Origin of the sequence: Chitinophaga sp. CF418, assembly GCF_900142925.1 — a bacterium.
GTDB lineage: Bacteria > Bacteroidota > Bacteroidia > Chitinophagales > Chitinophagaceae > Chitinophaga.
The window spans coordinates 148,019-160,905 of record NZ_FRCN01000001.1; the positions used below are offsets into that span (position 1 = coordinate 148,019).

At 45.9% G+C, this 12,887-nt stretch carries 10 protein-coding genes, 1 tRNA gene and 1 riboswitch; of the genes, 2 read left to right on the plus strand and 9 right to left on the minus strand.

The window, feature by feature from the left end; translation table 11 throughout:
• Positions 1-12 precede the first annotated feature (12 nt).
• The 3 genes from era to F3I09_RS00680 form a co-directional block, all read right to left on the minus strand.
• A complete protein-coding gene (era, locus tag F3I09_RS00670; RefSeq protein ID WP_149693118.1) occupies positions 13-882 on the minus strand; it encodes a GTPase Era in 870 nt (289 codons plus the stop codon).
• 72 nt (positions 883-954) lie between these two features.
• Positions 955-1,026, minus strand: a tRNA-Met gene (locus F3I09_RS00675).
• A 406-nt stretch (positions 1,027-1,432) separates the two neighbouring features.
• Entirely contained in the window at positions 1,433-1,825 is a 393-nt protein-coding gene (locus F3I09_RS00680; RefSeq protein WP_149693119.1) for a single-stranded DNA-binding protein, read from the minus strand.
• A 189-nt stretch (positions 1,826-2,014) separates the two neighbouring features.
• A riboswitch (TPP riboswitch) is annotated at positions 2,015-2,107 on the plus strand.
• 62 nt (positions 2,108-2,169) lie between these two features.
• On the opposite strand from F3I09_RS00680, the gene F3I09_RS00685 reads away from it, so the two are divergent.
• Positions 2,170-4,545, plus strand: coding sequence for a TonB-dependent receptor (locus tag F3I09_RS00685; RefSeq protein WP_149693120.1), 2,376 nt, complete (start codon positions 2,170-2,172; stop codon positions 4,543-4,545).
• A 317-nt stretch (positions 4,546-4,862) separates the two neighbouring features.
• A complete protein-coding gene (locus tag F3I09_RS00690) occupies positions 4,863-6,428 on the plus strand; it encodes a DUF6770 family protein (protein ID WP_149693121.1) in 1,566 nt (521 codons plus the stop codon).
• 78 nt (positions 6,429-6,506) lie between these two features.
• Here the strand turns inward: F3I09_RS00690 and argH are convergent, their stop codons facing one another.
• The 6 genes from argH to argC all read right to left on the minus strand — a co-directional run bounded on the left by argH (position 6,507) and on the right by argC (position 12,864).
• Positions 6,507-7,838: an argininosuccinate lyase gene (gene argH / locus F3I09_RS00695; RefSeq protein WP_149693122.1), complete on the minus strand. Its 1,332-nt coding sequence runs from the start codon at positions 7,836-7,838 to the stop codon at positions 6,507-6,509.
• A 2-nt stretch (positions 7,839-7,840) separates the two neighbouring features.
• Positions 7,841-8,905, minus strand: coding sequence for a M20 family metallo-hydrolase (locus tag F3I09_RS00700; protein ID WP_149693123.1), 1,065 nt, complete (start codon positions 8,903-8,905; stop codon positions 7,841-7,843).
• A gap of 4 nt (positions 8,906-8,909) precedes the next feature.
• Positions 8,910-9,698: an acetylglutamate kinase gene (gene argB / locus F3I09_RS00705; protein ID WP_149693124.1), complete on the minus strand. Its 789-nt coding sequence runs from the start codon at positions 9,696-9,698 to the stop codon at positions 8,910-8,912.
• 5 nt (positions 9,699-9,703) lie between these two features.
• Positions 9,704-10,654, minus strand: coding sequence for an N-acetylornithine carbamoyltransferase (locus F3I09_RS00710; RefSeq protein ID WP_149693125.1), 951 nt, complete (start codon positions 10,652-10,654; stop codon positions 9,704-9,706).
• A gap of 29 nt (positions 10,655-10,683) precedes the next feature.
• The gene (locus F3I09_RS00715) at positions 10,684-11,814 is read right to left on the minus strand and encodes an aspartate aminotransferase family protein (protein WP_149693126.1); all 1,131 of its coding nucleotides are present in this window, start codon (positions 11,812-11,814) and stop codon (positions 10,684-10,686) included.
• Between the two features lie 66 nt (positions 11,815-11,880).
• The gene (gene argC / locus F3I09_RS00720; protein WP_149693127.1) at positions 11,881-12,864 is read right to left on the minus strand and encodes an N-acetyl-gamma-glutamyl-phosphate reductase; all 984 of its coding nucleotides are present in this window, start codon (positions 12,862-12,864) and stop codon (positions 11,881-11,883) included.
• Between the last annotated feature and the right edge of the window lie 23 nt (positions 12,865-12,887).

Consider the following 12,887-nt stretch of genomic DNA (forward strand, 5'->3'; position numbering starts at 1 on the left):
AACTAAATAAAATTAATAACCGTATTCCCTTAAATAAATATCATTATCCCGCCACTTGCTGCGCACTTTCACAAATAGTTCAAGGAACACTTTCTGACCCACAAATTTCTCGATATCCTGGCGGGCCAGCGTACCGATCTTTTTAATGGAAGCCCCTTTGTCTCCCAGGATGATCGCTTTCTGCGTCTCACGCGTCACAATGATCTCTGCTGAGATCTTGATCAGTGTGTTCTTCTCCTGGTACTGCGTAACAATTACCGCAGTATGATAAGGGATCTCTTCGTCAAACAGGTGAAATATCTTTTCCCGGACGATCTCGGCTACAAAGAAACGTGTAGACTTATCGGTTAACGTATCTTCCGGATAGAAGGGGTCGCTTTCGGGGAGCAGGGATACCACAGTTTCCAGCAATGCCGGGATACCTTTTCCCTGCATGGCGGAGATCACTACCACTTTTTCTGCCTTCCCCCACTCTTCGCATTTTTTTACCAATGCTTCCAGCTCATCTTTCATCAGGAGATCCGACTTGTTGATCACCAGAATGCTGCGGGCTTTTAGTTTCAGCGATCCGAACAGCTCCAGGTTCTCCTCCAGGTTCTCCTTGGCATCCATGAGCAACATGGCTACGTCGGCATCTTCCAGCGCTGACTTAACAGCTCCCATCATTTTTTCGTGCAGCCGGTAACGGGGATCGATAATACCCGGCGTATCAGAGAATACGATCTGATATTCCGGTGTGGTCACTATTCCCGTAATGCGGTGCCTGGTTGTCTGTACCTTCGGAGATACAATGGCGAGCTTTTCGCCCACCAGCGCGTTCATCAGGGTACTTTTCCCTGCATTGGCCTTACCGAAGATATTTACGAAACCAGCTTTATGCATGCACAACGAATTTCCTTAACTTCCTGAAATAAAAAAAGCCGAATCACTTCGGCCTTTTTGTTTTGTTTTTAGTAGCGAGGAGAGGATTCGAACCCCTGACCTTCGGGTTATGAGCCCGACGAGCTACCTCTGCTCTACCTCGCAATGAGGGTGCAAAGATAGGATTAAAATCATTCTCGCCAAATCTTTTTCGGAAAAATCAGAAAAAGATTGAAAAAAAAGCGCCCGCGCTCCCTTTTAAAATTCACATAAAATGCTTTACAGCAAACAATTTCAACATCCTTAGGCGGCTACGTTCGCTAGTCCCAAAAAATATTGCCCGTTACCGGTTGGTTTAAACCGGTAAACATTTCAACACCTCCGGCTGCCACGTCCGCTACTACCACAAGCATGTTGCAGGTCATTAGCCTGGACAGAAAATGCTCCCCTTTCGCCAATGTCAGCTGCCACCATCAACATGTTGAACATTTCCTGTTGACTTAAATAGAAAACATTCAGGAGCCCTGGTCTGTACGTCTGTCCAACTGCCCCGCCAGCATCGGCACATTACCTAAAAGGGCAAATCGTCAGAAACATCGCCATCATCGCTTACAGCCTCCTCTCCATCCATTTCCCTCCTGCCACTTCCACGAGGGCTGGAAAGTAACTGTAAAGTGCCTACCCGCAACCGAAGCGTCGATACCTGTTCTCCCTGACTATTCACGTACACCTCCGCAGATGGAGTTCCATCCACATATACGCGTGTACCTTTCGTAAGATAAGGCCCCACTTTTTCCCGCTCCCAATAGGAGCAGTCTACCCAGATGGTCTTTTCCTGCATTACGCCTTCCTTATTTGTGTAACGCTCCGTGTGCGCGATACGAAAGCTGAGTACGCTTTTGCTACTCACATGCCGCTGAACTGCATCATGTCCCAGATGCCCGATTAATTGTAGTCTGATCATTACAGATTCAATTTGGTTAACGATAAAAAAAGTTCAGGGAGGATTCAATTTGTGAGAGATGTATAATGAATGGAAATTATACATTTTCTTTCATTGTGAAAAATATTTTCTCTTTTTAATCAAAGCAGCTATAACTTTGTTCCCGGAAACAGGAGTGCGTACTGGCGCAAATTAATATTCAAAACTCCCGGTTTCACCTCGGGGTGCCTTACTATCAGGCTGAGATCAGACCCGTTGAACCTGACCAGGTAATGCTGTTTAGGAAAGGTAAGCGAACAATCTCTTCCTTACCCGCATATTGAAAGAAAGCTACAGATTGTAAGCTATTAAATCGTCATAGTCCCATGAGACAACTTTTATTTCTTTTGCTGCTTTGCAGCTTAAGTACTGTGCACGCGCAAACTGTGCTGACAGGAACAGTTACCGACAAGAACAGTGGTAAACCGCTGCAGGGCGTGTCTGTAAGTATCCCTTCCACTAATAATGGCGTTCATACCGATGCCAGCGGTCAATACCGTTTTACTATTTCTTCAAAAGGACAATACACCTTACAGGCCACTTATCTCGGTTTTAAAACATTTACGACAACTATCAGCGCCAACGGCAGCAGCATTCAGACAGACATCTCCCTGGAAGAAACAGGGCTGTTTGTGAAACCCGTTGAGATCACCAGCCTGCGTGCAGGTGAACACTCTCCCTTCACACAGTCCACAGTGACTGCTGAGGACATCAAAAAGCAAAACCTCGGACAGGACCTTCCACTGCTGCTCAATCAACAACCAGGCGTAGTAACAAATTCCGATGCCGGAACAGGTATCGGTTATACCGGTATCCGTGTGAGAGGTTCTGATATTACACGTATCAATGTCACTGCAAACGGTATCCCTATCAATGATGCCGAATCACAGGGTACTTTCTTCGTAAACATGCCTGACTTCGCATCTTCTGTCAGCAGTATACAACTGCAACGTGGTGTAGGTACTTCCACCAACGGGGCCGGCGCTTTCGGCGCTTCTCTCAATCTCAGCACCAACGATTTCAGGGATAAAGCCTATGGTGAAATCAGCAACAGTTACGGTTCTTTCAATTCCTGGAAACATACGGTGAAAGCAGGTTCCGGCTTGATCAATGACCACTTCACCATCGATGCCAGACTGTCCAAGATCTCTTCAGATGGCTATATAGACCGCGCATCGTCTGATCTGCGCTCCTTCTATACTTCTGCTGCCTATATTTCCAAAAACACCGCTATCCGCCTCAATGTATTTTCCGGTAAAGAAAAGACCTACCAGGCATGGAACGGCGTACCGTTTGATTCACTGAAAACACATCGTACATACAACTCTGCCGGACAACGTTCTGACGGTTCTTACTACGATAATGAAACAGATAACTATCAGCAGGACCATTACCAGCTGTTCCTGAACCAATCCCTCAGCCCAAGACTCGATTTTAACGTTGCGGCACACTATACCCGCGGCAGGGGGTATTATGAACAGTATAGGGAAGCAGAAGCATTTGCTGACTATGGTATCGCTGATCCTGTTATCAACGGCGCACCTGTAACAAAAACAGATCTTATCAGACAACTCTGGCTGGATAATAATTTCTACGGTGGCATCTTCTCTGTCAACTATAAAGGCGATAAACTGAACTGGAGTCTGGGAGGCGGATGGAACCGCTATGAGGGCAGCCATTTCGGCAAGATCATCTGGGCGCAATATGCCATAGATAAAGATCACAGGTATTACGACAACGACGCTTTCAAACGCGATCTGAACATATACTGGAAAGGCGAATACAAACTCACGACAGCTCTCCGCCTGTTTGCTGATCTGCAATACCGCACGGTGAAATACAATATCGATGGGTTTGACGATAATCCTCACCTCATACAACACAACGACTATAACTTCTTCAATCCGAAAGCAGGTATCTCCTATACGCTGGATGCCCGCCAGGAAGTATATGCTTCCTTCGCTGTGGGTAATAAAGAGCCCAACCGTGACGACTTTGAAGCTGGTGTGAACAATACACCCAAACACGAAACACTGCGTGATGTGGAAGCAGGATATTCTTATCACGGCAGTAACCTGGTATTACAGGCTAATGCGTACTACATGAACTACAAAAACCAGCTGGTGCAAACCGGTCAGCTGAATGATGTAGGCGCCTATACCCGTACCAATATTCCCAAGAGCTACCGCGCAGGTGTAGAGCTACAGGCCAGTACAAGACTGGGACATCTCTTCACACTCTCAGCCAATGCTGCCCTGAGCCGTAACAAAGTAAAAGACTTCAGGAATTTCGTTGACAACTGGAATACCGGCCTGCAGGATACTGTTTCTTTCAACAACAGCAATATTGCTTTCTCCCCTTCTTTTGTAGGCGGTTATACTTTAACCGCAAAGCCAGTCAGGAACCTGGAAATAAGCCTCCTGGGCAAGTATGTAAGCAGACAGTACCTGGATAATACCAGCACAAAAGAACGCAGCCTGGACGGCTATTATACGAACGATCTCCGCATTAACTATGTAATACCGCAACCGCTGTTTAAAGAGCTCGGTTTACAGTTCATGCTAAACAATATCTGGAATAAGAAGTACTCACCCAACGGTTGGACCTACGCATATAAAGAAGACGGGACCGAAAAATCGACGAACGGATATTATCCGATGGCTGGTACCAATTTCTTCGCTGGCATCAATATAGCCTTCTAAAATAGCTTTAAAATAGAAAAGGGCTGGCTCATGGGCTGGCCCTTTTTGTTTCCATCGTCCATGACCCAGAAAATGAATTTACCTATATAGTACTATTTTTTCTTATATTGCCTGAAAATCACACCTATACCTTCGAGGGGACATTGCATGAGACTTATACCTGGTTATCCATGACCATAACTGTTCACACGATCTGGCAGTGCATTCAAACATAATGCCCTGCAATTCATAGCAAATCACCTTTCAGACCGGTACAGGTCCTGTACGTCACAAATTTCAAACCTACACCTCGTAGTTGCACTTTTAAACACTTACAAATGAAAACACGATTCCTGGTATTCCTGTACGCCTTATTTATTGTTTCTAATGTCAATGCCCAGTCCAGGGTATTTAAACAGGTAGGTAATGGTGTTTCCACCTCCCTGCACAGCATTATGCAGGATGGAAGCCTCGTAGGCTATTTGACATTTACAGAACTGGAAAAAGCCAGCAAAGACTCTTTTAACTACGAGATCACTATCATGGATGAAAATCTGAACGATATCGGAAAGGTGAAGTTCCGTCAGCAGAAACTGAGCCTACGCGATGTAGCCTTCGAGCAGGATATCCTCTGTCTGGCCTATATCAAAAGTGATGTATTAGGTACAACCGCAAAACATAAGATCTCTTATAAAATAGCAGCAAAGAAAGGATACGTATCCTTCTTTGCACAGTTCATCAACCTGCAGGGTGAGATTACGAAAACCTTCGAAAAGAAAGCAGACGTCGATATCTATGTAGCACTGAGAGAATATGAAGCAGGTATACGTCCGTTCAAACAGGACATCCAGCTGAAAAACATTAGCGGCGTAGGTTTTGCTGCCTTCTACGGTGACAAGACTAAAAGGTCTTTGCTCACTTTCAATACTGCCGGCGAAAAAATCGGTGAAAGACAGGTGAAAGAGATCGCCGTCAGTTATTATTTGCATACTGCAGGCAATGATATCTACCTGCTGACACGAGGAGCAGAGGAATATGGCAACGGCAGTGGTTATACCCTGTACGGATATAGCGGTAACGCCGCCTCCCCTACACTGAAACTGCTGCTGCGAGATAAAAAAGGACGTTCGCTGGATATCCTCGGCTTTGGGAATGACCCTGCCACCGGTAAATTATTCATCTCCGGCATCATTGCCCGCCAATTCTGGGATAACAGTATGAACGATATATATGAGATCTACACTGGAGCATTCCGGGGAGTTTTCAAAATGGATATAAATGGCGCTCACAAAGAAGATGTGAAAACTGCTTATTTCTGCTGGGCTGACAGTACCAGTAACCATAATATTACCAACGAAGGATATATAAGCAGCGTTCAGGGGCATATTGTGCCACGCCCTTCTTTCCGGGACTTTGACGGCAATACCTATTTCCTGGGAACCCGCCTTACTGCAAAGAGGAACAGGGGCGCTATCATCGCCGGTTCGATCATGTCTCCATTATTAATCCCTAGCTGTATCATGTTAGCAACAGGTGCGTTCGGCTCCTATTCTTTCGATGATGTACTGTTAATGCAAATGGATAAAAATGGTAAGCTCAGCTATGTTGATAGTATCGGCACTGAATTATACAAACGAAAGAATGCTGCGCCTATATTCAAAATGGCTGATAACTGCAGTTTTTATTCTTTAACCAACCCAGATACCAAAACTTCTTTCCTGATTGTTAAAGGTGAAAAAGACATTACTATCTATAATGTCCATGAGAAAAAGATCGTGCGGAAAATAGCCAGGAACAATAACGAGGTAAAAACAAACATCTACCCTGCAAAGGATGGCCACATCATCGTTTCCGAGTATGATGAAAAGGAGAAATCCACGAGGTTATCCATCGAGGCTATTTAGTAAATACGTTATAAAAGAAACGGCCTGAAAGTATGATACTTTCAGGCCGTTTCTTTTATAACGTATATCTCGCTTCGTTTAACTCAATAGCTTCTCTACCGCTGCTGCTACCTTTCCGAAAGGAAAACCTTTGATCACTTCATCCATCATCCTGTTCACTTCTTCATTCCCCGGATTACCAATACTTCCTTCATGCGTATGTTGCACGGTCTTATCAGGCGTGAAGTTGCCCTTCTCAATATCCAGTCCTACCTGCTTATAGGCTTCACGGAAAGGCACCCCTTCCAGTACAAGCTTGTTCACCACTTCCACGCTGAACAGGTAACGGTATTTCTCATCATCGAGTATGTTTTCTTTGATGCGGATGTTCTCCAGCATTAATCCCGCCATCCGCAGGCAATCTTTCAGCACGCCAAATGCAGGGAACAGATTTTCCTTCAGCAGCTGCAGGTCACGGTGATAACCGCTGGGCAGGTTCGTGATCATCATGGTGATCTCATTCGGCAATGCCTGCAGTTTGTTACCATGTGAGCGGATCAGTTCCCACACATCAGGATTCTTCTTGTGAGGCATGATGCTGGACCCCGTAGTTAGTTCATCAGGGAAACTGATGAAACCAAAGTTCTGGTTCATGAACAGACAAGCGTCCATAGCCATTTTCGCCACTGTAGAAGCAATCCCCGCCAGTGCAAAAGCAACGATCTTTTCCGTTTTGCCACGGCCCATCTGTGCATACACCACATTGTAGTTCAGGTCATCAAAACCCAGTAGCTGTGTAGTCATGGTACGGTTCAACGGGAAAGAAGAACCATATCCTGCTGCGGAACCCAGTGGGTTTTTATTCACTACTTTATAAGCACCCTGCAAAACAGTGAGGTCATCTACCAGGCTTTCCGCATAAGCACCAAACCATAATCCGAAGGAAGATGGCATCGCTATCTGCAAATGCGTATAACCAGGTATCAGGTGATCTTTGTATTGAATACTTTTCTGCTGCAGCAGGTCGAATAAAGTCTTTACCTCGCCTACCAGCACTTCCAGTTCATGACGGAGGAACAGCTTCAGGTCCACCAGTACCTGGTCGTTACGGGAACGGCCACTGTGGATCTTCTTACCTACTTCTCCCAGTCTGCGGGTGAGTAATAATTCCACCTGTGAATGGATATCTTCCACTCCATCTTCCAGCGTAAAATTACCCTCTTGTATCTCTTTGTATATCTGTTTTAATTCTTTCTGCAGGATGACCAGTTCATCTGCTGTTAACAGCCCGATGCTTTCCAGCATGGTCGTATGCGCCAGAGAGCCCAGCACATCGAATGGCGCCAGATAAGCATCCATTTCACGGTCTTTACCAACGGTAAACCGGTCTACTTCTGCCAGCGCAGCTTTATCCTTTTGCCAGATTTTCATATCTACAAGATTTCTTCCAGTAATTTAATGTAACTATCAATCCCCTGACGGATCTCGTCCAGGTAAATGTATTCATCCGCCGTATGCGAACGGGCGGAATCGCCAGGCCCCATCTTGATGGACGTAGCCGGTATCAGCGCCTGATCTGATGTAGTGGGCGAGCCATAGGTCGTTTTGCCATGACGTAAGCCTCCCTGTACAAACGGATGATCGATCGGGATACCCGATGGACGCATACGCAGAGAACGGGGTTTCACCTCACACTTCACATTCGCACGGATGATGTCCAGCACCTCTTCCAGGGTATACTGTTCCGTTACCCGCACATCGACTACAAAAGTACAATCTGCCGGTACCACATTGTGTGCTTTATTGGAGGTGTTGATCACCGTTACACTCATCTTCACGGGTCCCAGTGTGTCAGACACTTTCGGAAAGCGATAGGTCCTGAACCATTCTATATCCGGCAATGCCTTGTACAATGCATTTTCTCCCTCGTCACGTGCGGCATGTCCTGCTTTACCCTGTACGGTACAATCCAACACCATCAGGCCTTTTTCTGCTGTAGCCAGTTGTGTTTGAGTAGGCTCTCCCACTATAGCAAAATCAATAGCGGGCAATTGTGACAGGATGCTTTCAATACCGTTTATACCACTGATCTCTTCTTCTGCCGTGGCAGTAAGAATGATGTTGTAAGCCATATCGCTGCGATCATAAAAATGCAGAAAGGTAGCGATAAGACTGACCAGGCATCCGCCTGCGTCGTTACTGCCAAGACCGAATAGTTTACCGTCTTCGACATCGGGAGAAAAAGGGTCGCGTGTGTATTGCGGGTTAGGTTTTACAGTATCGTGGTGAGAATTAAAGACAATTACAGGCTTTGCAGGATCAAAATGTTTGTTCTTTGCCCATATATTATTCAGATGCTGCTGATAAGGAATATTTCGCTCCTTCAGGAAATCAGCGATCAGTTGGGCAGTCCCCTGTTCCTCCCTGCTCAGTGAAGGAGTGGAGATCAGCCCTTTTAGTAAAGTTACTGCATCATCATACAGCTGTTGGTTCCACATAGGTTTAGCGTATTAAAGTACCCGCTACTGTATCTGTGGTGTTGCTCTGTACGTCATCAGCATGACCAATCAGTACTTCCGCCACACCACTTTCTATAGCTGCGAAAGCATTTTCCAGTTTAGGCAGGATACCGTCCGACAGCACGTTATCAGCCTTAAGTTCCTCATAGATCATACGATCTATCAGCGTAATAACAGAATTATCATCGTCAGGGCTGTGCAGCACACCTTTCTTCTCGAAGCAATAGATCAGTCGCACCGCATAAAATTTCGACAAAGCTATCGCCAGGGAAGAAGCAATGGTATCTGCATTTGTATTTAGCATCTGCCCCTTACCATCATGTGTCAGCGGTGCAAATACAGGTATCAGGTCAGCCTCCAGCAATGCTTTCAGGGAATTACCCTGTACATCTGCAGTGCTGATATCTCCTACAAATCCGTAATCGATCTCTTTCACAGGACGTTTGGTAGCAGGAATGATATTAGCGTCAGCACCTGTCATACCGATAGCATTACAGCCATTGGCCTGTAATTTAGCTACCAGCTGTTTATTTACCAGCCCACCGTATACCATTGTCACCACATCGATCGTCGCAGCATCAGTAATACGGCGGCCATCGACATAATTTGATTTGATACCCAGCTGATCTCCAATGCGGGTGGCTATTTTGCCACCCCCATGGATCAGTATTTTCTTTCCTTTGATGGCTGCAAACTTTTTAAGGAATGCGTCCAGCAATGCAGGATTATCGATGACGTTACCGCCGACTTTTATTACAAAGAGATCGATCATACAAATTAACCTTTTAAGATCTGGCTTAATACCGCCTGCGCCGCCCATACACGGTTTGCCGCTTCAGGGATGACGATGGAATTAGGTCCATCCAGCACTTCATCTGCAATCACCACATTCCTTCTTACCGGCAGGCAGTGCATCACTTTCGCCTGGTTGGTTCCCTTCAGCTTGTCGTTGGTCACCATCCAGTTGCTGTCTGTGCAGGTGATCTTGCCATAATCTTTATAAGAAGACCAGTTCTTTACATACACGAAATCCGCACCTTCCAGGGCTTTGTCCTGGTTGTATTCTATCTGCGCACTGCCGGTGAATTTCGGATCCAGCTCATATCCTTCCGGATGTGTGATCACGAAATCTGCTTCACCCCAGGCATTGATCCACTGCGCGAAAGAGTTTGGAACAGCCTGTGGCAGTGGCTTTACGTGCGGCGCCCACGTCATTACCACCTTCGGTCTGCGTGGCTGCTGCCACTGTTCCTTAATGGTGATAACATCCGTTAAACTCTGCAAAGGATGCAGGGTCGCACTTTCCAGACTCAATACAGGCACGCCTGCGTATTTGATGAACTGATTGATATATTTTTCCTTATAGTCAGACTCTTTATCCTTCAGTCCCGGAAATGTACGGATCGCCATTATATCGAAGTACTGTCCCATTACGGCAGCTGCTTCTTTTACGTGCTCCGAAGTATTTCCGTTCATTATAGCGCCATCATTCATTTCCAGCTGCCAGCCTTCCTTATCGATATTGAATACCACTACTTCCATTCCCAGGTTCTTCGCCGCCACCTGCGTACTCAATCGTGTTCGCAGACTGGGGTTCAGAAATATCATTCCCAGCGTCTTGTTCTGTCCTAATGCTCTGTCTTTGAAAGGCTGTTTTTTGTACTCCAGTGCGATCTCCACTAAACGCGGGACACTTGGCACATCATCTACGGAAATAAATTGTTTCATTTTCTGTATGGCTCTGTAATGATGATTGTTTAGTTTTTCTCTACTTCCTGTTTGAATGCAGTCAGGAACTGGTCTGCGTGTTCCATGGTCAGTGCCAGGGATGGCAGCAGTCTTATCACGTTTGGTTTTGCTTCACCTGTGAAGATCTTATGCTTGAACAACAGTTCCTTCCTTACATGAGTCAGTGATTCAGGCAGCTCTATACCGATCATTAATCCTCTGCCTCTTACTTCTTTTACCTGCGGGAATGTTTTCAGTTGTTCGATCAGGTAACCGCCTACTTTTGCAGCATTGGCAATCAGGTTATCCCTTTCTATCACTTCCAGTACTGCCAGTGCAGCTGCGCAGGCCAGGTGATTACCACCGAAAGTGGTACCCAGCAGGCCATAGGAAGGTTTAATATGCGGAGCAATGATGATGCCACCGATAGGGAAACCATTACCCATTCCTTTTGCCATTGTGTAAATGTCTGCATTCACACCAGCAAAATCGTGAGAATAGAATTTACCACTTCTGCCATAACCGCACTGTACGCTATCTGCAATAAACACGGCATTATGTGCATCACAAAGACTTCTGATCTTTTTCAGGAAAGACTCGCCGGCTACCTGGATACCGCCTACGCCCTGAATGCCTTCGATGATAACAGAAGATACTTCATATTGTTTAAAAGCCGCTTCCAGAGCTGCCTCATCCTGCCATGGCAGGAATACCACGTTGTCAGTTTCATTCACCGGCGCTACGATCTTCGGATTATCAGTAGCGGCTACTGCCAGTGAAGTTCTGCCATGGAAAGACTTTTTAAATGCGATTATTTTCTTCTTTCCATTGTGGAAAGATGCCAGTTTCAGCGCATTCTCATTGGCTTCAGCGCCAGAGTTACAGAGGAACAACTGATAATCTTCCTTACCGGAAATTTTACCCAGTTTCTCTGCCAGCTGTTGCTGCAACGGTATTTTGATAGAGTTGGAATAGAATCCAACTTTCTGTAACTGATCTGTTAAACGCTGAACGTAGTGAGGATGTGTATGACCAATAGAAATTACAGCATGACCGCCATACAGGTCAAGATATTTATTGCCCTGCTCATCCCATACGTTGGAACCCGCAGCTTTCTCTATAGTGATGTCATTAATGGGATATACGTCAAATAATTGCATTGTAGCTCAGATTGTTCCCGTTTTATACGGAAGATTGTAAAAAATTGGCACCAGGTTGGGCATAGTTTAAAATACAATAGACTTCAGCCTTAATCCCGCAGTTTCATCCAGCCCGAACATGAGGTTCATATTCTGCACTGCCTGTCCGGATGCACCTTTCAGCAGATTGTCTTCTATAGAGTGGATCACCAGCTTGTTACCTACCTTCTCCAGCTGGATCAGGCATTTGTTGGTGTTCACGATCTGCTTCAGGTCTATCTGTTTATCACTCACATGTGTAAACGGATGTCCTGCGTAGTAGGCTTTATACAGCTGCTGCGCTTCTTCAAGCGACAAATCGCTCTGCAGGTAAGAGGTTACCCAGATACCTCTTGGAAAATCCCCACGTACCGGTACGAAATTCACGTCGCCGGTAAAGGACGGCTGCAACAGCTGTAAACTTCGTCGTATTTCTTTTAAATGCTGATGGGTCAGTACTTTGTAAGTAGAGATATTGTTGGCCCTCCATGTGAAATGAGAGGTAGCCTGTAAACTCTGTCCGGCACCAGTGGATCCTGTGATACCGGTGGTATGTACTTCCTGCAGCAAACCCGCTTTGGCCAATGGCAACAATCCTAACTGGATACCAGTTGCAAAACAACCGGGGTTGGCAATATTATTGGCAGTAACAATCTTTTCCCGCTGCATTTCAGGTAGTCCGTATACGAACTCTCTTCCTTTCACCGTCTCTCCCAGCCTGAAGTCCTGGCTGAGGTCAATCACTTTTACAGCAGGAGCGATCTCCGTTTCTTCCAGGAATTTCTTTGCTTCGCCGTGTCCGAGACACAGGAACAATACATCTATATCACTGCTGACTTCACCTGTGAAAGTGAGCTCAGTTTCCCCCAGCAGGTCGGCATGTACTGCGTACAGGGGATTACCGGCATTACTCCGGCTATTTACATAAGAGATCTCTACGTTGGGATGATTTAATAAAAGACGGATCATTTCACCGCCGCCATATCCTGCTCCACCAATGATCCCTGCCTTTATTTTCTTGTCGTTTGCCATTTTCTTGTGTTTTGCGCCTCCGG